The organism is Enterobacter cloacae complex sp. SHL018 (assembly GCF_049237905.1).
Classification (GTDB): domain Bacteria; phylum Pseudomonadota; class Gammaproteobacteria; order Enterobacterales; family Enterobacteriaceae; genus Enterobacter; species Enterobacter hormaechei_C.
Genome location: NZ_JBMKJE010000001.1, coordinates 784,780 through 805,428 on the forward strand (window position 1 = coordinate 784,780; position 20,649 = coordinate 805,428).

The 20,649-nt window shown below is 54.9% G+C and carries 21 protein-coding genes and 1 tRNA gene; 7 read left to right on the forward strand and 15 right to left on the reverse strand.

The window, feature by feature from the left end:
• Positions 1–33: 33 nt before the first annotated feature.
• Together fabA and ACOTY5_RS03755 are read right to left on the reverse strand one after the other, a co-directional pair.
• Entirely contained in the window at positions 34–552 is a 519-nt protein-coding gene (gene fabA / locus ACOTY5_RS03750) for a bifunctional 3-hydroxydecanoyl-ACP dehydratase/trans-2-decenoyl-ACP isomerase (protein WP_000227926.1), read from the reverse strand.
• A gap of 68 nt (positions 553–620) precedes the next feature.
• Positions 621–2,381: an AAA family ATPase gene (locus ACOTY5_RS03755; RefSeq protein WP_017384808.1), complete on the reverse strand. Its 1,761-nt coding sequence runs from the start codon at positions 2,379–2,381 to the stop codon at positions 621–623.
• Positions 2,382–2,567: 186 nt separating this feature from the next.
• Here ACOTY5_RS03755 and matP point away from each other — a divergent pair, with 186 nt between their 5' ends.
• On the forward strand, positions 2,568–3,020 hold the full coding sequence (matP, locus tag ACOTY5_RS03760; RefSeq protein ID WP_006809347.1) for a macrodomain Ter protein MatP: 453 nt from the start codon (positions 2,568–2,570) through the stop codon (positions 3,018–3,020).
• A 65-nt stretch (positions 3,021–3,085) separates the two neighbouring features.
• On the opposite strand, the gene ompA is transcribed toward matP, so the two are convergent.
• Positions 3,086–4,138 carry a porin OmpA gene (ompA, locus tag ACOTY5_RS03765; protein ID WP_017694761.1) on the reverse strand — a complete coding sequence of 351 codons (1,053 nt, stop codon included), beginning with the start codon at positions 4,136–4,138 and terminating at the stop codon, positions 3,086–3,088.
• Between the two features lie 356 nt (positions 4,139–4,494).
• A complete protein-coding gene (gene sulA, locus ACOTY5_RS03770; RefSeq protein WP_026094322.1) occupies positions 4,495–5,004 on the reverse strand; it encodes an SOS-induced cell division inhibitor SulA in 510 nt (169 codons plus the stop codon).
• Between the two features lie 217 nt (positions 5,005–5,221).
• On the opposite strand from sulA, the gene ACOTY5_RS03775 reads away from it, so the two are divergent.
• On the forward strand, positions 5,222–5,848 hold the full coding sequence (locus ACOTY5_RS03775; RefSeq protein WP_062934086.1) for a TfoX/Sxy family DNA transformation protein: 627 nt from the start codon (positions 5,222–5,224) through the stop codon (positions 5,846–5,848).
• Here the strand turns inward: ACOTY5_RS03775 and yccS are convergent.
• Both yccS and ACOTY5_RS03785 read right to left on the reverse strand, forming a co-directional pair.
• Entirely contained in the window at positions 5,805–7,967 is a 2,163-nt protein-coding gene (gene yccS, locus ACOTY5_RS03780) for a YccS family putative transporter (protein ID WP_015570895.1), read from the reverse strand. The two genes, ACOTY5_RS03775 and yccS, sit on opposite strands and share 44 nt — an antisense overlap.
• A gap of 18 nt (positions 7,968–7,985) precedes the next feature.
• Complete coding sequence (locus ACOTY5_RS03785) at positions 7,986–8,432, reverse strand: YccF domain-containing protein (protein ID WP_015570894.1); 447 nt, start codon at positions 8,430–8,432, stop codon at positions 7,986–7,988.
• Positions 8,433–8,554: 122 nt separating this feature from the next.
• On the opposite strand from ACOTY5_RS03785, the gene helD reads away from it, so the two are divergent.
• Entirely contained in the window at positions 8,555–10,609 is a 2,055-nt protein-coding gene (gene helD / locus ACOTY5_RS03790) for a DNA helicase IV (RefSeq protein WP_045142606.1), read from the forward strand.
• Positions 10,610–10,662: 53 nt separating this feature from the next.
• Here helD and mgsA read toward each other — a convergent pair whose 3' ends face one another.
• The gene (mgsA, locus tag ACOTY5_RS03795) at positions 10,663–11,121 is read right to left on the reverse strand and encodes a methylglyoxal synthase (protein WP_003858146.1); all 459 of its coding nucleotides are present in this window, start codon (positions 11,119–11,121) and stop codon (positions 10,663–10,665) included.
• Between the two features lie 80 nt (positions 11,122–11,201).
• A complete protein-coding gene (csgI, locus tag ACOTY5_RS03800) occupies positions 11,202–11,864 on the reverse strand; it encodes a curli synthesis inhibitor (protein WP_045142607.1) in 663 nt (220 codons plus the stop codon).
• A gap of 171 nt (positions 11,865–12,035) precedes the next feature.
• On the opposite strand from csgI, the gene ACOTY5_RS03805 reads away from it, so the two are divergent.
• Entirely contained in the window at positions 12,036–12,449 is a 414-nt protein-coding gene (locus ACOTY5_RS03805) for a CoA-binding protein (protein ID WP_006809337.1), read from the forward strand.
• Between the two features lie 32 nt (positions 12,450–12,481).
• On the opposite strand, the gene hspQ is transcribed toward ACOTY5_RS03805, so the two are convergent.
• Positions 12,482–12,799 (reverse strand): heat shock protein HspQ, encoded by a 318-nt coding sequence (gene hspQ / locus ACOTY5_RS03810; protein WP_003858136.1) that lies wholly within the window; start codon positions 12,797–12,799, stop codon positions 12,482–12,484.
• Between the two features lie 60 nt (positions 12,800–12,859).
• The gene (gene rlmI, locus ACOTY5_RS03815) at positions 12,860–14,050 is read right to left on the reverse strand and encodes a 23S rRNA (cytosine(1962)-C(5))-methyltransferase RlmI (protein ID WP_017693677.1); all 1,191 of its coding nucleotides are present in this window, start codon (positions 14,048–14,050) and stop codon (positions 12,860–12,862) included.
• Positions 14,051–14,143: 93 nt separating this feature from the next.
• On the opposite strand from rlmI, the gene yccX reads away from it, so the two are divergent.
• Positions 14,144–14,425, forward strand: coding sequence for an acylphosphatase (gene yccX / locus ACOTY5_RS03820; protein WP_074132670.1), 282 nt, complete (start codon positions 14,144–14,146; stop codon positions 14,423–14,425).
• On the opposite strand, the gene tusE is transcribed toward yccX, so the two are convergent.
• Together tusE and yccA are read right to left on the reverse strand one after the other, a co-directional pair.
• Positions 14,422–14,751 (reverse strand): sulfurtransferase TusE, encoded by a 330-nt coding sequence (gene tusE / locus ACOTY5_RS03825; RefSeq protein ID WP_003858129.1) that lies wholly within the window; start codon positions 14,749–14,751, stop codon positions 14,422–14,424. The two genes, yccX and tusE, sit on opposite strands and share 4 nt — an antisense overlap.
• Positions 14,752–14,839: 88 nt before the next feature.
• Positions 14,840–15,499, reverse strand: coding sequence for an FtsH protease modulator YccA (yccA, locus tag ACOTY5_RS03830; RefSeq protein ID WP_003858127.1), 660 nt, complete (start codon positions 15,497–15,499; stop codon positions 14,840–14,842).
• A gap of 270 nt (positions 15,500–15,769) precedes the next feature.
• Between yccA and ACOTY5_RS03835 the strand changes: the two genes are divergently transcribed.
• Positions 15,770–17,398, forward strand: coding sequence for an ABC transporter substrate-binding protein (locus tag ACOTY5_RS03835; protein WP_045142609.1), 1,629 nt, complete (start codon positions 15,770–15,772; stop codon positions 17,396–17,398).
• A 144-nt stretch (positions 17,399–17,542) separates the two neighbouring features.
• A tRNA-Ser gene (locus ACOTY5_RS03840) sits at positions 17,543–17,630 on the forward strand.
• Positions 17,631–17,690: 60 nt separating this feature from the next.
• On the opposite strand, the gene ACOTY5_RS03845 is transcribed toward ACOTY5_RS03840, so the two are convergent.
• Genes ACOTY5_RS03845 through ACOTY5_RS03855 form a run of 3 tightly spaced genes read right to left on the reverse strand, consistent with a single transcriptional unit; the run spans position 17,691 to position 20,484 of the window.
• Positions 17,691–18,452, reverse strand: coding sequence for an ABC transporter ATP-binding protein (locus ACOTY5_RS03845; protein WP_045142610.1), 762 nt, complete (start codon positions 18,450–18,452; stop codon positions 17,691–17,693).
• Positions 18,449–19,480, reverse strand: a complete 1,032-nt coding sequence (locus ACOTY5_RS03850; protein WP_045142611.1) for a FecCD family ABC transporter permease — start codon at positions 19,478–19,480, stop codon at positions 18,449–18,451. The genes ACOTY5_RS03845 and ACOTY5_RS03850 overlap by 4 nt, the downstream gene beginning before the upstream one ends.
• Positions 19,477–20,484, reverse strand: a complete 1,008-nt coding sequence (locus ACOTY5_RS03855) for an ABC transporter substrate-binding protein (RefSeq protein WP_045142612.1) — start codon at positions 20,482–20,484, stop codon at positions 19,477–19,479. The genes ACOTY5_RS03850 and ACOTY5_RS03855 overlap by 4 nt, the downstream gene beginning before the upstream one ends.
• Positions 20,485–20,649: the final 165 nt, after the last annotated feature.

Consider the following 20,649-nt stretch of genomic DNA (forward strand, 5'->3'; position numbering starts at 1 on the left):
TTTCGCCTTTCTGGAAGGGGCTAAATGCCGTTATCAGAAAGCGGAGGTATCCTGGAACAGACCCACTTTCAGGTCGTTCGCGGTATAGATAAGACGACCATCTACCAGCACTTCACCGTCCGCCAGGCCCATAATCAGGCGGCGGTTAACGATGCGTTTGAAATGGATACGGTAGGTGACTTTCTTCGCGGTAGGCAGAACCTGACCGGTGAATTTCACTTCGCCTACGCCCAGCGCACGGCCTTTGCCTTCACCGCCAAGCCAGCCCAGATAGAAGCCAACCAGCTGCCACATGGCATCGAGGCCCAGGCAGCCAGGCATTACCGGATCGCCAATAAAGTGGCAACCGAAGAACCACAGGTCCGGGTTGATATCGAGTTCTGCTTCTACGTAACCCTTATCAAAGTTGCCGCCGGTTTCGGTCATTTTCACGACACGGTCCATCATCAGCATATTTGGGGCCGGTAACTGCGGGCCTTTCGCACCAAACAGTTCACCGCGACCAGAGGCAAGAAGGTCTTCTTTAGTATAGGATTCGCGTTTATCTACCATGTTCTCAGTAAGCCTTATTTTAGTGAAGGACGCAGGATAGCTAACACGTGTACGCTGAACAAGTCCGATCAGTTAGCACTAAACCAACTTAACCAGCGTAACGGCCACGGATAACGATGACGAGCATCCTGCTGTGTCGCCTGAGCTATACGTTCCTGAATGGTCTGCATCAGGGTTGTCTGGCCTTCGCCGTCCCAGACCAGGTTTGTCAGTAAGGGTAGAGCATCCTCAACCCCTTCGATGGCCCAGACGGCGAATTGTTCCTGCTCTACCGCATCCAGAATCGCCTGGCTCAGGCTCAAATGGCGAGCGTTAGGCGCCGGAATAATCACGCCCTGTTTGCCGTTTAAACCGCGCTGCTGGCAGATAGCAAAGAAGCCTTCGATTTTCTCATTCAGTCCACCCACCGGTTGAGCACGACCAAACTGATCTACGGAACCGGTAATCGCAATATTCTGATTAATCGGTACGTCTGCAAGCGCGCTGATCACGGCGCACAGCTCTGCCATCGAGGCGCTGTCGCCGTCGACTTCACTGTAGGACTGCTCAAAGGTCAACGAGGCAGAGAAGGGGATCTGCTGCTCCAGCTGAAGTTCAGACATCAGGAATGCCTGCATGATCATCATGCCTTTGGCATGAATGTTTCCGCCCAGTTCGGCCTTGCGTTCGATATCGGTAAATTCGCCGTCACCAATGTGCACGACACAGCTGATACGGGAAGGCTCGCCAAAGGCGCGCGGGTGTCCGGGGAACTCGATGACGGACAAGGCGTTGATTTGCCCGATACGTTCGCCTTCGGTCTCCACCAGAATCTGTTCCAGCAGAATTTCATCCTGCATACGGTCAGCAAGATAACCTTCACGCCATTCACGCTGGGCCAGCATCTGGCTAAGCTGCTCACCGGTAAACGGACCGTTGCCGCTGATAACGCCCACTTCACGTAGCTGTTTACCGATCCAGAGCGGGCAGAGCGGCAGGGTTTCCTGATCGCCAGTGTATCGTACGGCCTCGCGGATTAAGCCCGGCCACGCATCCTCGGCAGGCGAGGGCAGCGCGAAACGTTCCGCCACGGCCATAACCCACTGACACCACTGCGCCATGTCATCGGCATCGGCGATCTGAATATTGTCTTCAAATTCACTGTAAACCGCCTGCTCCGCGAGTTCTGGCTCCATTTCCTGGAAATCAGCCAGAGATTCACGGTCACCCGTCAGCACGACGGTCAGCGACAGCGGCATAGACGGAATGGAAACAGGCAGCGGACGTGAATCGTCGTAGCCTATCCAGTCAAAACGTTGCTGCATCACCACCGTTTTCAGACGCATCCACAGCAGAGGCTGTGCGAGCAGGGTGCGAAGGGAGATGAGCAACACACCACCGTTCGCGCGGTGTACCAGACCGGGTTGCAGTGACACATCGCCATTGAACTGACGAAGGCAGCCGAACAGCTGTTCTGCTTCCACCCAGTTGGCGGTGATCACTTCGCCTTTTGCAGCGAATTGTCCGTCTGCCTGCGTGGCAGGTTCGAAGGTCACGTCACGTCCGGCAATATGATACTGACCACCAAAAACGGCATTCGTTTTTGGATGCAACTGGCGCATGGCATCACCGAGAAGCGTCAGATACTCGGCTTCTTCCGGGGCTTTGAGCAGCATGAAAGGAGATGTAGCCCATGGGGATGACATCTGCTCCAGCGCGTAATGCAAACGCGGTTGTGTATCGCTAAGTATGAATTCGTGTTCTTTTGTGAGGTCTGGCTGTGCAAACAGCTCCTGATAGCTCTCGGTATCCGGAACCAGGTCACGCCATGCAAGTTTCGTAATGGTCAAAGTTGATGTTTTTTAGTCAGAAGTAAAACCGTGGAGTATACCGTAAGCGGCGCACTCTGCCCAATCAGGATTCGGGATTTCGTCATGCGGATCGCCTGCGGCGTTTCACAGGATATGATTTCTTTTCAGCAGATTGCCAAAAAACTGATATTCTGAACAGAGTTACACGGTAACACTGAGATCGCAATGAAATATCAACAACTGGAAAACCTCGAAAGCGGCTGGAAATGGAAGTACCTGGTCAAAAAGCACCGTGAAGGGGAGCTGATCACCTGCTACATCGAAGCCAGCGCGGCACAAGAAGCTGTGGATATGTTGCTGACCCTCGAAAACGAACCGGTACAGGTCAACGGCTGGATTGAGAAACACATTAATCCGGCCTTGTTAAACCGGATGAAGCAAACTATCCGTGCTCGTCGTAAACGGCATTTCAATGCCGAGCATCAGCACACCCGTAAGAAATCCATCGACCTGGAGTTCATGGTCTGGCAGCGTCTGGCCGGGCTTGCGCAGCGGCGCGGGAAAACCCTGTCGGAAACGGTGGTGCAGCTGATTGAAGATGCCGAGCACAAAGAGAAGTATGCCAGCCAGATGTCGACGCTGAAGAACGATCTACAGGCACTGTTAGGTAAAAAATAAGCTTTTTACTTTTCTTCAGATAATAAAAAACCCCGCATCGCGGGGTTTTTTTATAAGACGATAACTTATGCCGCAGGCTGAGTTACAACGTCTTTGATACCTTTAACTTCGATCTCTACGCGACGATCTGGTGCCAGGCAGTCGATCAGTGCAGCGCGTGGTTTCACGTTGTCACAGGTAGAACCGGTAACTGGGTTAGATTCGCCCATACCACGTGGGGAGATCTTGTTAGCTGGGATACCTTTAGATACCAGGTAATCAACTACAGACTGAGCACGTTTCTCAGACAGACCCTGGTTGTAAGCGTCAGAACCGATACGGTCGGTGAAGCCCAGAACCACTACAGAACCGTCTTTAGGATCCAGGTTGCTCAGCTGGGTGTACAGCTGATCAAGTGCCTGCTGACCTTCTGGTTTCAGGGTAGCTTTGTTGAAGTTGAACAGAACGTCAGACTTCAGAGTGAAGTGCTTGGTCTGTACTTCTGGAGCTGGAGCCGGAGCTGGAGCTACGACTGGCGCATCTTCCTGCTGACCGAAACGGTAAGAAACACCAACGCTCAGCATGCCGTTGTCTGGACGAACGCCAACGGTAGCACCGTCACCGATGTTGTTAACCCACTGGTATTCCAGACGGGTAGCGATGTCACGGGTCATTGCCCACTCAACGCCACCAGCGAATACTGGGGAAACACCAGTGTCGTGGTCGTCACCAGCGATGCTGTTGCTGGAGTCTGCACGCCATACCATGCCGCCCAGACGGGTGTACACGTCCAGGTCGTCAGTCACTGGGTAACCCAGTTTAGCGGTCAGCTGTACGCCTTGAGCTTTGAAAGCGCCATTTACGTTGTCGCCTTTGTAAGGCATACGACCTAACCAGTCGTAACCCATTTCAAAGCCAACATACGGGTTAACCTGATAGCCACCGAACGCACCTGCACCCAGCTGGCTCTCGTGAGTAGGGCCATCGTTGTTCAGGCTGCTGTTGTACCAACCGGTGTCATGGAACTGAGACCAGCCCAGTTTACCACCTGCATACCAGGTATTATCTTTCGGAGCGGCCTGCGCTACGGTAGCGAAGCCAGCCAGTGCCACTGCAATCGCGATAGCTGTCTTTTTCATTTTTTGCGCCTCGTTATCATCCAAAATTTGCCATGAATATCTCCATCGGAGGAATCACGGTTAAATCCTTCACCGGGGGGCGTGGTCAAATATAAACCTACCGATATCTTCGGCTTAGGCCGAGCACCCCTGGCGATGTAAAGTCTACAACGTAGCTGAAAACTTACAAGTGTGAAGTCCGTCAGGCATATGAAAAAAAAAGTTCCGTATACCTAATATTTAACAATTTTTGAACGAATTTTGTGCAGTAAAATTAACGAGAACCGCGTCAGACAAGCCTTGCCGCAGTTTTGGCGCGTTGAACTTTTTTTGCATACTGCGGTCGAAAAAAATTCCAGGAAAACTCTTAAAATGACTCAATGGTACACATTTGAGTGAATTTTTAGCCCGGGATGTTGTCCTCTGCGATAGGAATCTCCACGAACCGGCCGCATGATGAAACCCATCGCGTTACCTTCTTCAGCCGCTTCAGTCAGACGCAAATGTTCCTCTTGCGACAGATCCTCAGGCAACCACCCAATCACGACGCTATAGTTCCCGGTACGTAATGCCCGGACCATCGACTCGACCGTATCGCAAGGGGAGAGTTGATTAATCTGCATCACCTTCGCTAACGGCAGGCCAGCCGACTGAACCCATTCACGACTTAATTTTTGCTGTGGCGTCAGCCAGAGCTGCCAGCGAGACTGTTGCCCGAGCTGCTGCAAAAGCGGCAGGAGTAAGAGTTGTGTTAACAGCGGCTGGTCTTCACGGTAAACCACTTCACTGATAAGCCCTGTCGATACACGCCCGATAGAATTCTGCGCAGCATTGCCTGCGGCAGAAGTGGAAGGTGTTAAGTGATTTGCATAGCCTGAAGTGTACATATTCATTCCAGCCCTGTAGTTACTGTATGGATATACAGTAACCCCTGTGTGCATAAAGATCAACCTCATTTTCGGAAAGCGACTCGCAAATTTCATCCATTCCTGGTGAACCTGAAAAAATCATCTTGCCCAACGGCAATAAGTTGCCTATTTTCCTGCTAACGGATCCGTTAGTAAGAAATATCGTGTTTACTGTATGATTTTTAATGGAATTATCATGAAAAAGATATCTTATGATCGGATTTATCAATCTCAGGAATACCTCTCTCCGCTGGGCGAAATTCATCATCGCGCCCTGTTTGGCGGTTATACCCTGGCCGTGGATGAAGCGGTGATCGCGATGGTGTCTGACGGCGAGCTGTACCTTCGCGCCTGTGAGCAAAGTGCAAAATACTGTGTAAAAAACGCCTCCTCTTTTCTGACCCTGATGAAACGAGGACGGCCAGTGCTGCTTAATTACTACCGTGTGGATGAAGGTCTGTGGCAAAACAGGGAAAAGCTGCTTCAGCTCTCCTCGTTTGCGCTCGATGCCGCCAGGAAAGAGCGCTACCAGCGCCATCAGCGTAACCGGCTTAAGGATCTGCCGAACCTGACCTTTCAGATTGAGGTCCTGCTTATGGAGGCGGGCATTACCAATGAAGAGACGCTACGACAGTTGGGGGCGAAGACGAGCTGGCTGAAAATGCGCTCTAAGAATAAAGCGCTGAGTATCCGGGTATTGTTCGCGCTTGAAGGCGCCATCGAAGGGTTACATGAAGCGGCACTCCCGGCGGATATTCGCCGGGAGCTTATGGAGTGGTTTAATGCGCTGCCTGAGTCGCAGGGCCATCATTCCGCCAGGTAGCGATCTTCTGTCGCAGCCGACAAATTTCCGGCAGCAAAGCGATAAGCAGGCCAATTTGCTGTAGGACCAGCGGAGCTTTGTTGTCGGTGCCAGGATCAAGGTGTGCGATACGTTGCACCAGTTCATCCAGTGCCTGGTGAACCCGTGGCTCATCCGCAGGTTGATGATGAAGCGCATCATCAACGTAGCAAACGGCGTCGTCCAGCAGCGCCAGGATGCCCGGATTTGTCAGTTTCTCACGGTGGGCGCCAAGGGTAGAGATATAGCTGGTGAACGTGTGGTTCAGACACAGCAGGCGGAAGGCTGTCTCCCGGATTTCTGCCGTGGCGCGCGGCTCAGTTGACATATTCGAGACAACGGAAGCCAGCTCTGCGTCCGTGTTATGCGCATCGCGACGGGCAATCCGATAGGCCAGACGGTTATCGCGACCCTGATGGTATTGCTCAAGAATAGCATCCAGATAGCGGCAGTTGGCGTTCATTGCTCTGTCGGACACGCGCGGTAAGTTACGAAAACGCCAGTCCGGCCAGATAAAGCTCACCGCCGCCCAGGCAATGGCGCAGCCGATTAGCGTGTCGATAACGCGGGGGAGGGCCACTTCAAAGCCTTCACCCAGCAGATTGAAGCAGAGCAGCACCAGCAGCGTGATGAACATCGTGGCGTGGGCGTACTGCACATTGCGGAAGGCGAAAAACAGTACACCGGTAATCACAATCAGGATCAGTTGCCCTTCTACGGATGGCACAAAGTAGAGCACCGGCAGCCCGATGGCGACCCCGACTAATGTCCCGACAATACGCAGCGCGAGCCGATGGCGGGTAGCGTTATAGTTCGGCTGGCAGACAAACAGGCTGGTCAGCAGGATCCAGTAACCGTGGTGCAACCCTGTTATCTGGATAAATGCATAGCCGACGCACAGAACCAGCGACATCCTTACCGCATGGCGAAAGAGGGCGGATTCCGGCGTAAAATGACGGCTCAGGCGCAGCCACATATCGCTGAAACCGTTGAGACTGTCGTCGGCAAGCTGGTTGTCGGCGTCATTGCCCGGCATTGCCATCGCCTGTTCAGACTCAATGGTGGCGAGCTGAGCATCGATGGCTCTCAGGTTGTTGAGCAAGAATCCCAGGGCTTTGAACTGTTCCGGCGATGTCCCACTGGCCTGAACGCGATCGAGGGCCGCATCCAGATGACTGAATGCGCGTTCAAAGCGAGGATCGTGCTGATAGGGCGTGCGCAGCAGTATTGAGCGCGCAAGTTGCTGGCAGGCCTGAGACTGCATCGACAGCAGGCGCTGGAAACGGAACATCACGTCGCTGTAGCGGAATTTCTCGCGCAGGTCAGCGTACTGCACATGCGAGGAGCTGGCGCGCTCGTGAATATCCTGGGCGACAAAGTAGTAGTGCAGTGTGCGCCGGGTACCGCGCTGACCGCGATCGCCGCGCAGACGGGTGAGCAGAGACGCTTTGGTCTGATTCAGCGTGGCGACCAGTTGGCCATTTGCCAGCGCCAGATCGTACAGGGGCGCCTGGCTGTCCTCTTCAATATCCGGATCAAACAGCCGGGATTTCAGCTCCAGATAGTGGGCCAGCTGTTCGTAACTGCGGGCAATGTTGTCCTGTAAGGCACGAACCGGAAAAATAAGATGTCCGGTTAAGGTCAGCAGGTTATACCAGATAGCGCCCAACAGCAGCAGGACCGGCTGCTGATACCACTGATCGTAAAGAGAGACGCCCAGCATGGTGTAAATGGCAATCAGCAGGGCGCCAAACGCGATAGTGGCGTAGCGTTGCCCGAGGCCGCCGAGCAAAATGAAGCCGCTGGTGGACACCGTCAGCCCTAAGGCAAACAGCCAGGGCCAGGGGAAAAGCAGCTCAACGGAGGCGGAAGCAATAAAGAAGCAGACCAGCGTGATGACCAGATTACGCAAACGACCGGCCAGGCGGTCGTCGAGATCCGCCAGCGCACCGGCCACCACCCCAAGCGTGAGGGGGATGGTGAGCTTCACGTCATTTAGCCACCACGGCAGAGCGACGGTGCCGCAGAGGGCGATAAAGATCCTGACGTTATACAGCCAGTTACTGTTCCACGTATAGCGACGAAGCAGGGGGCTTAGCATGAGTGCGGCCAGTCCTTATTACTGAAAACGGCGACGGGCGTTGGCTTCACGCGCGGCTTGCGCGACTTCGACCGGGACAACACGGCGTCCTACCGGCCACAGGGCGATGGTAGCAATTTTGAAATTAGCGATGCCAACCGGAATGCCTATAATCGTGATGCACTGGGCGATACCGGCGAAGATATGCATCAGACACAACCACCAGCCAAAGAAGATCAGCCATAAAATATTCAGCAGCGTGCCGCCGGTATTCATGAAGGCATTTTTTCTTTCCGGCTCCAGCTCATCCACGTGTACGGCTTCATTTCCATAAGGAACGAGGGACAGTTTGGTGATTTCCCAGCAGGAGCGCGTCAGCGGAAGGGTGAAGATGAGCACGATGCTCACCAGGGTGGCAAAAAGCCAGGAAAGGGTGGTGGCAAAACCGCCAAGGACAAAATTCAACACATTCAGAACGGTACGCATAAACCCTCATTTCCTTCGATATGATTAACGCCCGGTGATTGTAACGTTTTTTTGGGCTGGAGCACCTTAAAACTGGCAGTTAAACTGTCTGACAAATTATGACCTCGTGGATCCGGCAGGATATGGAACTGAAAGCAACTTCAATGGGCAAACGCCTGGCGCAGCACCCTTACGACAAGATTGTCCTGCTCAATGCAGGAGTGAAAGTCTCCGGTGAACGCCACGAATACCTTATTCCGTTTAATCAGCTACTGGCCATTCATTGTAAACGAGGGCTGGTATGGGGGGAGCTGGAGTTCGTCCTGCCGGCAGACAAAGTGGTGCGACTCCACGGGACCGAGTGGGCGGAAACCCAACGCTTCCACCATCATCTGAACACGCGCTGGCAGCAGTGGAGCCAGGAGATGAGCGTGATTGCCGCACAGGTTCTGCAACAGGTGCTGGACGATATCGCGCTAAGCAATACGCAGCAGAAGTGGCTGACGCGCCAGCAAACCGCCGGGCTTCAGCAAAAAATCGCCCAGGCGCTGACGGCATTGCCTTTACCGGTGGCGCGGCTTGAGGAATTTGATAACTGCCGCGACGCGTGGCGGAAGTGCCAGGCCTGGCTGAGCGATATCGAGAAAAGCCGTCTGGCGCATAACCAGGCCTGGACTGAGGCGATGCTTACGCAATATGCCGACTTCTTCAGTACGGTGGAGTCATCGCCCCTCAATCCTGCCCAGGCGCGCGCCGTGGTGAATGGCGAACAGTCTTTATTGGTGCTGGCAGGTGCCGGGAGCGGCAAAACGTCGGTGCTGGTGGCGCGCGCGGGTTGGCTTCTGACAACGGGCGAGGCGGTTGCAGACCAGATTTTGCTGCTGGCCTTTGGTCGCAAGGCTGCGCAGGAGATGGATGAGCGCATTCAGGCGCGTTTGCATACCCAGGATATCTCGGCGCGCACGTTCCACTCCCTCGCTTTACACATCATTCAACAGGGCAGCAAAAAAGTTCCTGTTGTCAGCAAGCTGGAGAACGACGCTCAGGCTCGCCAGGCGCTGTTTATCAAGGCATGGCGTCAGCAGTGCAGTGAAAAAAAGGCGCAGGCGAAAGGCTGGCGTCAGTGGCTTGAAGAGGAACTCAACTGGGAGGTGCCGGAGGGCAGCTTCTGGCAGGATGAAAAGCTGGCGCGCCGGCTGGGCTCTCGTCTAGACCGGTGGGTAAGCCTGATGCGCATGCACGGCGGCTCTCAGGCGGAGATGATAGAAAGCGCACCGGAGTCGATCCGCGCTGTGTTTTCTAAACGGGTTAAGCTGATGGCGCCGATGCTGAAAGCGTGGAAAACCGCGCTGAAAGACGAAAACGCGGTCGATTTTTCGGGGCTGATCCATCAGGCCATCATCATTCTGGAGAAAGGGCGCTTCGTCAGCCCGTGGAAACACATTCTGGTGGATGAGTTTCAGGATATCTCGCCGCAGCGCGCTGCGCTGCTTTCGGCGCTGCGGGCGCAGAATAAACACACGTCGCTGTTTGTCGTGGGCGATGACTGGCAGGCTATCTACCGTTTCAGCGGGGCGCAACTATCCCTCACGACGGCCTTCCACCACTATTTTGGGGAAGGCGATCGCAGCGATCTGGACACCACCTACCGCTTCAACGCGCGGATTGGCGAAATAGCCAACCGTTTTATTCAGCAGAACCCGCACCAGCTGTCGAAACCGCTTAACAGCCTGACGTCGGGTGATAAAAAGGCCGTCACGCTGCTGGCGGACGATCAGCTGGAGCCGCTGCTGGATAAACTGAGCGGCTATGCGAAACCGGATGAGCGCATTCTGGTGCTGGCGCGTTATCACCACCTCAAGCCGACGGCGCTGGAAAAAGCGGCGACGCGCTGGCCAAAACTTCAGCTCGATTTTATGACCATTCACGCCAGTAAAGGGCAGCAGGCCGACTACGTGATTGTGGTGGGGCTAAAAGAGGGGAGCGACGGTTTCCCTGCACCGGCGCGGGAATCCGTGATGGAAGAGGCGTTATTACCTGTTCCGGAAGATTTCCCGGATGCAGAGGAGCGGCGTTTACTGTACGTGGCGATAACCCGCGCGCGCCATCGCGTGTGGCTCTTGTTCAACAAAGAGGAGCCGTCGGTGTTTGTCGATATTTTGAAAAGTATTGACGTGCCGGTGGCGAGAAAGCCGTAACGCGCCGGGCAAATTCTGTAGGCCCGGTAAGCGCAGCGCCACCGGGCAAAAAACTACTTCAGTCTCTCCGCAAGATAACGCTGATAATCCGGGATCAAAATCTCCACCGGATCGTTAAACTGCGGCGATTCAATGATGAAATCTGCCGTTGAAAGATTGGTGGCTACCGGAATGTTCCACACCGTCGCCAGACGCAGCAGCGCTTTAACGTCCGGATCATGCGGAACCGCGTTCAGCGGATCCCAGAAGAAAATCAGAACGTCAATTTTACCTTCTGAAATCTGAGCACCTACCTGCTGGTCACCCCCCATCGGGCCGCTCAGCATGGCATTCACTTCCAGACCGGTTTCGCGGTGGATCAGGTTGCCGGTTGTTCCCGTGGCAGAAAGGGCATGATGCTGTAAAAGAGGCTGATGGCGACGAACCCAGTTAAGCAGCATTTGTTTACAGTGATCGTGCGCAACCAGAGCAATGTGCTTGCGCGCCGGAAGTGTGCGTGTTGTCAGTTCCATAATCTTATCCGTGAGGTTACCTCGTTACACGATGACGGGAACTGGCTGATGCTGCAAGAGAAAGGACGAAAAAATGTGGCTTACGACGAAGGTTGTTGCTTCGCCCATTGCAGAAAACGGGCGCGCGTGTCCGGATCGGCATTCTGGAACCAGAACTTGAGGCGTTGCTCAGTAAGGGTCTGCGACTGAGGGGGGAGTACATCCAGCTCCGATACGCCCGAAAGCAGGGTACTGTCATCCGCCATCATGGTGGCGAACTGGGGCAGCGAGGCGCGCCTGCTGGCCCTGTTGTAGGTCTCGGTGTCCGCTTCATAGTCTGTTCCCTTTGGCCTTTTTGTCAGCGCCAGAATATCCAGTTTTACCGGGATGGGCATGGAGTCCCCGTCCACCAGTTCTATGCGCGGCGAGGCATCAAATGCCAGTGACTCCTTTTCTGTCTCAAGGCGCGGGAGACGAAAATTGACCTGGCTGATAAGCTGGGTATTAAAGCTGACCACCAGCGGAGGCGAAATGTACACCTGCTGTTCGTTGTCGGCGAGGCGAATGGTCTTTTCCACCCGAAAAACCACCTGGTGCGGGCCGTTATCCAGCTCGATACTGTCTGCACCCCGCAGCAGGGAGCTGGAGACTTTTTTCCCGTCCAGCACCAGCAGGTCAATGTCGGTTGAGAGTCTGAGGGTGGTTGCGAAAACACAAACCGGCATGATTAACGCAACCATAGCCCAGGCAATGCCGGTTTTCATAGCAGACTCCTGTAGACAAACTACCCGGTAAGAATGTATCAAAAGTTTTCGACAAACACGTTTACTAACATATAGACATATTCTGCCGTTTTGCCCTCATACTTCTGTATGGGATGCGTGGTTGAGATGTCCGCTTTGACGTACACTTTGAAAAAAGCCAGGAGGAAGAGCATGAAAGAGAACGACATTGTCGAGATTCTGACGTCCACGCGCACTATCGCGCTGGTCGGCGCGAGCGATAAACCGGATCGCCCAAGCTATCGGGTCATGAAATACCTTCTGGATCAGGGTTATCACGTGATCCCGGTCTCGCCGAAGGTGGCGGGGAAAACGCTGCTGGGCCAGCAGGGCTATGCGACGCTCGCGGACGTGCCGGAAAAGGTGGATATGGTGGACGTTTTTCGTAATTCAGAGGCGGCCTGGGGCGTGGCGCAGGAGGCGATTGCCATTGGCGCGAAAACGCTGTGGATGCAGCTGGGCGTGATTAATGAGCAGGCGGCCGTGCTGGCGCGCGATGCCGGGCTGAAGGTGGTGATGGATCGCTGTCCGGCAATCGATATTCCCCGTCTGGGGCTGGCAAAATAAAAAAAGCCCGTTTGACGGGCTTTTTTACACCTTTAGTTGCGCAGTCTTGGTGCCTGTAACTGTTTGCGGATGGTCTGAGCAAGCTCGTCCATAGTGGGTTGTTCCGGATGCTCATCCTGTAGTTCACCACTCAGCTGCGCTTCGGCAAGATAGGTATGGACAGGCTGACCATCGTCGCCCTCCATAACCACATGATACCAGGGCGCGGCGCGAAGCTCTGCGTCAACGGCCAGATCGTCTGCTGACGGTTCATCAAGGGAATACTCCGGGTCGATATCCACGACCACACCCAAATATCCAAGCAAGGTGTGGCGGACCTGCTGGCCGATACCGAATTTGCTGGCAATCATAGTCACCTCCCGGGAAACATTACATACACACTATGTGCGGGCAATATTTCTCTTTTCAAGTTACATGACGCGACAGGCAAACCCTTTCAGATACAGCCCTTCCGGGTAGGTAGCGATCACCGGGTGATCGGCGGCCTGACGGAACTGCTCTATAAATTGTACATCACGACCCGCATCTATTGCGGCATCGGCGATGATTTTTTGGAATAAATCTGTCGTCATCAGGCCAGAGCAGGAGAACGTCAGCAGCACGCCGCCCGGGTTCAGCAGCTGGATCGCCAGCATGTTGATGTCTTTATAGCCACGGCAGGCGCCCATCAGCTGGCTTTTGTTTTCAACAAACTTCGGCGGGTCCATCACGATGACGTCAAATTTCTCGCCCTGGTCGCGGTATTTACGCAGCAGTTTGAATACGTCGTCGCGCACAAACTCCGCTTTGCTCAGATCCAGCTTATTCAGCTCAACGTTCTGCTTCGCCACGTCCAGCGCTTCCTGTGAGGTGTCGACGCTCACCACCTGAGCACAGCCGCCCATCAGGGCAGAGACCGCAAAGCCGCCGGTATAAGAGAAGCAGTTCAGCACGCGTTTATCGGCAACGTACTGGCGCGTTGCCAGACGGCTGTCACGCTGGTCGAGGTAATAACCGGTCTTATGGCCGCCCTGGATATCCACCAGCAGCTTCATGCCATGTTCTTCGATAGGCAGCAGGGCAGGCGGCAGTTCGCCGGTGACCGGGCCTTGCGTCAGCTCCATGCCCTCTTTTTTACGTACCGCCACGTCGCTGCGGTCGTAAATGGCACATTCCGGGAACAGGGTTTGCAAGGCGCTAATCAGCGCGGCACGCTGGTATTCCGCCCCGGCGCTCAGCAGCTGCAACACCAGGAAATTGCCGAAGCGGTCAATGGTCACGCCCGGCAGCCCGTCGGACTCTCCGGCAATCAGACGATAGCTGTCCAGCCCGTCACGCTTTGCCAGCCACTCGCGCCACTGCTGCGCCTGTTGCAGACGACGGACAAAGAAGTCGATATCGATGGTTTCGTCTTTATCGAACGTCCAGACGCGCGCGCGGATCTGAGATGCTGGCGAGTATGCGCCGCGTGCTAACCATTTCCCCTGATGGTCAACAATATCGATGGTTTCACCGAGGCTGGCTTTACCTTCCATGCGGGCAACCGCGCCGGAAAAGACCCAGGGATGACGGCGCAGTAATGACTTCTCGCGCCCTTTGGCTAACACTAAACGTACACTCATAATTTGCTATTCTGTCGATTCCAATGAAATGGCCGCCATTTTCCCGACTTCAGTGAGGAAATGCAACGCGCCAGTCGGATAAGGAGAAGGATGATGTCAAATGTTTGCACCATTGCCTGGGTCCATGGCCTTGTACAGGGCGTCGGATTCCGCTACAGCACCCAGCGCGAAGCCCTACAGCTCGGGCTGACAGGGTATGCGCGTAACATGGATGATGGCAGCGTGGAGGTTGTGGCCTGCGGTGAGGCGGATCGGGTTGAGAAGCTGGTGGCGTGGCTGAAAGCGGGCGGACCGCGCAGCGCGCGGGTTGATAAGGTGCTAACGGAACCGCATCAACCCGACCGGGAATACGCTGACTTCAGAATTCGCTATTAAATGCATTTTACCGGCTTTGGCAGGCCGGCGATTTTTGTCGCCTGTTTAGCCGGGCCTTTCGGAAACAGGCGATACAGATAACGGCTGTTGCCTTTCTCTTCGCCAAATTTATTCGCCATGGCTTTGACCAGCATGCGGATAGCCGGCGAGGTGTTGAATTCAAGGTAAAATTCTCGCACGAAGCGCACCACTTCCCAGTGTTCCGGGGAGAGGGTGATTCCTTCGTTTTCCGCAATTTTCTCCGCCAGCGCTTCGCTCCACTGGCTGCTCTCTTTCAGATAACCGTCGTTATCGGTTTCGATCTCTTTGCCTTCAAAACTCAACATATTCATTCACACGTTAGTCAAAAACAGCCTCAGTCTACCAAAAAAACAAAGCCCCGCATAAGCGGGGCCCTGTTCACAGCACGGTGAGTTAATCGCGGCTGGCGAAGCCCAGGATGCTCAGCAGGCTGACAAAAATGTTGTACAGCGACACATACAGGCTCACGGTGGCGCGGATATAGTTCGTCTCACCGCCGTGAATGATGTTGCTGGTTTCATACAGGATTGCGCCGGATGAAATCAGGATAAACACCGCGCTGATTGCCAGATGCAGCGCAGGCAATTGCAGGAAGATGTTCGCCAGCATACCGACCAGCACAATCACGATACCTGCCATCAGCATACCGCCAAGGAAGGACATGTCCTTACGGGTGGTCAGCACGTAGGCCGAGCAGCAGAAGAACACCAGCGCGGTACCGCCCAGCGCCATACCAATCACGTCGCCCATTCCGGCAGACAGATAGGCATTCAGGATTGGCCCCAGAATGTAGCCCAGGAAGCCGGTAAAGGCGAACGCGGAGAGAATACCCACCGGTTTATCCGCGGTTTTGTAGGTCAGGAACATCAGACCGTACATACCTACCAGCGTGAGGATCAGGCCCGGAGAAGGCAGCATCAGTACGGTGCTGGCCGTCGCGGTGATCGCCGAAAACGCCAGCGTCAGGCTGAGCATGAAATAGGTATTGCGCAGCACCTTATGGGTGCTGAGTAGCGATGTGCGGTCGCGTGAAGAAGTAATTATACGATCCATGAGTCACTCTCTTATGACAGATGTAATTAGCGCAAAGAATAGGAAACGGCGCGGCAGACGCAAAGTGGTTTTACCCATCTTTACTCAGCCCCTTAGGGATTATGCTGGTTTTTTATTCTGGCAAAGCCTTTGTACTCAGAATGAAGTGCGGTTTGTAGGGCGTATTCAGATCAACCTCTTATAGGTCACTGAAAAATATTGCGTTATTTCCCTAAGGCCGCTAAGAGTTATTTCCGGATCGTCATAAAAACAGACAATAAGGCGAAGGAAATGAAACCACAAACACGCACGCACTTTACACTCTCTTTGTTAACCGCAGGGATCCTGTGCGCCAGCACGGCAACCTGGGCGGCTAACGTGCCGGCAGGAACCCAGCTGGCAGATAAGCAGGAACTGGTCAGGAACAACGGCAGTGAACCCGCCTCGCTCGACCCGCATAAAGTCGAAAGCGATGTCGAATTCAATATTATCAGCGATTTATTCGACGGGCTGGTCAGCGTCTCTCCGGCAGGTGAAATCCAGCCGCGCCTGGCGGAGAAATGGGAAAATAAAGACAACACCGTCTGGACGTTCCATCTGCGTCCGGGCATTACCTGGAGCGATGGAACCCCCATCACCGCAGAAGATATTGTCTGGAGCTGGCAGCGGCTGGTCGACCCGAAAACCGCCTCTCCGTATGCCAGCTATCCCGGTAGTATGCGTATCGTCAACGGCACTGATATCGCAGAAGGCAAAAAAGCGCCCGAGTCGCTGGGGGTGAAAGCCATCAATGACACCACGCTGGAAGTTACGCTCACGCAACCTAACGCCGCTTTCCTGGCGATGCTGGCTCACCCGTCTCTGGTGCCAATTGATAAAGTCCTGGTAGGCCGTTTCGGTGATAAGTGGACCAAACCGGAGCACTTCGTCAGCAGCGGGGCCTATAAACTGTCACAGTGGGTGGTTAACGAACGCATTGTGGCGGTGCGTAACCCGAAATATTGGGATAACGAACATACCGTCATCAAGAAGGTGACCTATCTGCCCATTTCCTCTGAAGCTGCTGACGTCAACCGCTACAAAGCGGGCGAAATCGACATTGTCTACACGGTGCCGATCAACCAGTTTGCTCAGCTGAAGAAAACGCTGGGGAGCGAGCTGGACGTTTCACCGCAGCTTGCCACCTATTATTATCAGTTCAACACCACCCGGCCGCCGTTCAACGACGCCCGCGTGCGCAAGGCGCTGAACCTGGCGCTGGATAAAGACATCATCGCCGGGAAAGTATTAGGGCAGGGCCAGCGCCCGGCATGGCTGATCAGCCAGCCGGATATTGGCGGCGTCAAGCTCCAGAACCCGGATTACGCCAGCTGGCCGATGGATAAACGCATTGCCGAGGCGAAAAAGCTGCTGGCCGAAGCCGGATTTAACGACAGCCATCCGCTCAGCTTTAATCTCCTCTATAACACCTCGGAATCGCACCAGCGTATTGCCATTGCCGCCAGCTCAATGTGGAAGAAGAACCTCGGCGTGGAGGCGAAGCTGCAAAATCAGGAGTGGAAAACCATGCTTGATACCATGCACACCCATAACTTTGACGCGGTACGCTACGCCTGGATTGCCGATTACGACGATGCGGCAACCTTCCTGAACAACTTCCGTACCGGGGACAGCCAAAACACCACTCAGTACAGCAATCCGGACTACGATCGGGCACTGGTGAACGCGGCGAAATCGAAAACGGCGGAGGAGCGCGGTAAATTCTACCAGCAGGCAGAAGATCTGCTGGGACGGGATGTACCGGCGATCCCGGTCTATCATTACGTGCGCACGCACCTGGTGAAACCGTGGGTAGGGGGCTTCACGCCAGACAAGCTCGGGTACTACTACACCAAAGATATGTACATCAAAAAGCACTAACGATCCGCAGTGGATATTATGCTGCCAAAACGGCCAATCTGTCGTCTATTCAACCGATTAAACGCATTTTGGCTATTTTTAAAGCGAACGAATGCGCGCACTCTTTACAGCGCGCGGTGAGGTGTTTATAGTTCGCCTCACTTAGGAAGCGTGGCCGAGCGGTTGAAGGCACCGGTCTTGAAAACCGGCGACCCGAAAGGGTTCTAGAGTTCGAATCTCTACGCTTCCGCCAAATTCGAAACCCCTGCGATAGCAATATCGCAGGGGTTTTTGCTTTTGCGCCAGGCTTCCGTCATGCCACCATGTTATAGCTTATCGTGATCCCGGCGTCGGCCTTGCAGACCTGAGCTTTTACGCACCAGGTGTCCTCGATGTTTGCCGGCGTCAGAACCGCTTCTGGCGCGCCCGCGGCGGCGATCTGCCCGGCCTTCAGGAGGATCAGACGCTGGCAATAATTGGCCGCAAGATTGAGATCGTGCAGTGCAACCACCACCGTAAGCGGCAGCTGTGAAACGAGCCGCATCAGCTCCAGCTGGTGCTGAATGTCCAGGTGGTTTGTCGGTTCATCGAGCAACAGCACCTGCGGCTGCTGGGCCAGCGCGCGGGCTATCTGGCTTCGCTGGCGCTCTCCGCCAGACAAAGAGTGCCATCGCCGCTGGCGTAAGCGGCATAACTGCATCAGGCCAATCGCCTGCTCAACCGCAGCCTCATCGTCGCGCGAGGTTTTCTGGAATGTTTTCCGGTAGGGCGTACGCCCCAGTCTGACAATGTCCTCAACGGTCAGTTCTCCGTCGACCTCAGCATGTTGCGGGACAAATGCCATGTGCTGCGCGCGTTTTTTCAGCGGCATCATGCCTAGCGTTGTGCCATTAAGCGCCACGCGTTCGCTGAGTCGTGGAAACAGCCCGGCGAGACAGCGCAGCAGCGTCGACTTGCCCGAGCCGTTTGGCCCTAACAGGCCGATAATCTGCCCGGATGGCAGGTCGAGATCGATATCCTTAAGCACCGTCTGCGCTTGTCGGGTTACGGTTAACCCGGCCACAGTAATATTCATGGATGCTCCTTTCGGTTTTGATAAAGCAACGCCACAAAGACGGGGGCGCCTACCAGCGCAGTCACCACCCCGATGGGCAGAACCTGGTGCACAATCAGCGTGCGTGAGACGATATCGGCGAGGATCATAAAGTGGGCGCCGATAAGAAACGTCAGCGGGATAGATAGACGATGGCCCGGCCCACATAGCATGCGCGTTACATGGGGAATGACCAGCCCGACAAACCCCACTGCGCCCGTGGCGCTCACCAGCGTTGCGGTAACAATGGCACAGGTCAGCAATAAGACAATACGCACGGCGGTAACCGGGATCCCCAGCGTGGTGGAGACCTCATCCCCGAAGGTGAAGGTGTCCAGCGCCCGTGAAAAGAGCAATACCACCAGTAAACCCGCAAGCGTAACGGCCAGCGCCAGCAGCGTGTCAGGCCAGCGCACGCCGCTCAGACTTCCCAGCAGCCAGAACATGACGCTACGGGACTGCTCGGCATTGGCGGACGTACTGACGACGTACGCGGTCATGGCGTTGAAGAGCTGGGTGCCCGCAATGCCAGCCAGCAAAATGCGCGACGGGCTTTCACTCATCCCGTTCGTAATCACCATGATGAGCGCAAAGGCGGCGCACGAACCGACAAACGCACCGCTGCTTACGCCAATCACGCTCCCCCCGATGCCGAGAAGCATCACGCAGACGGCCCCCAGCGATGCGCCCGCGGAAATCCCCAGCAGATAAGGCTCAGCCAGAGGGTTACGCAGGATCGATTGTAACACCAGCCCGCACAACGCCAGGCCGCCGCCGTTGCACGCGGCCATTACTGCCCGGCTCATGCGATATTGCCAGACGATACCTTCCTCCGTTTGCGGCAACGCATAAGAGGTCAAACCCAGTCCGTTGAGGATCGCTTTCCCGGTACTGGCATACGACACCGGCATATCACCGATACTGGCGGCAAAGACCAGCATCAGCGGCAGCGCCATGGCACCTGCTGCCAGTAAACCCTGCTGGCGGCGGTCAAAAGCGAAATGACTCATTGTTCATCCCGGAAAGAAGCCAGCCGATCGCTGATAAGCTCAACCGCATCGACGTTACGCAATGAAGGGTTTAACGACATCGCTGACACCACGATGATGTGGTTGTTCCTGACCGCAGGCATGTTCTTTGTCACCGGGTCACTGCGCAAGAACGCTTTTTTTACCTCAACGTCATCGGCAGGGTAGAGCCTGCGGGACATCCCGGCGATAACAATCACGTCCGGCTGCGATCGGGCTATATGTTCCCACGTTACAGCGGGCCATTCGTCGTGAGAGTCAATAATGTTCTTCAACCCCAGCGTGCGGCTGATCCAGCCAGGCGCGCCGTAATTCCCGGCCACCCAGGGATCGCCATTCAGACGGCTGCTGGAGAACCAGAATACAACGCTAAGCGGTTTCGTGGAGGCGCGCGCCTGGGCCTTTTTAATACGCTCCGCCAGCGCACGATTGAGCTGCTCACCTCGCGCGGAAACATCAAAAATCGTCGCCAGATCTGTCACTTCCCGTGTAATTTCAGCCAGTGAAAACGGCGCGCTACGTGCTCCGTCTGCGTTTGAGGTTTCCGTTACCGTTTTATCCGTGCAGTCGGCAGGGGAGATCCACGTATTAATCCCCAGCGACGCAAACTGCTCACGGGTTCCCACTTCTCCCTGCGGACCAATGTGCCAGTGATACTGTGCGAGAACGAGTTCAGGTTTCTGTCCTACCACGGCCTCAAAGGAGGGGGAATTATCCGCAAGCCGGGGGAGGTTTTTCCCGGCATCCTCCAGCGTGGGTGGGAGCTTGCCGAACCAGACTGACGTCGCGGCGATCGTTTTCTCCAGCCCCAGTGCGAGCAGTAATTCTGTTTCATGCTGACCCACGGTCACGACGCGCTGAGGAGCATGCGTAAAGGTCTGCTTAACGCCGCAATTTTCAATCGTGAGGGGCCAGGTGGTTGCGGCGAAAGCGGCAGGCGCCATGGAGAGCAGTGAAGCCAGAAATAACCCATTTTTAAGTAACATAGAACGCAATCCGAAATTGTTATGTTATAACATAATACATATATTGTGACTGAGAGCAACACGCTCACCGTCGCTTGTTGCAGAAACGAAAGGCTGGACTATTCTCAACATACCCACCTGGCATTCGCGGGTTGCCTGAAAAATAACAAGATTTCTGACCTGGGG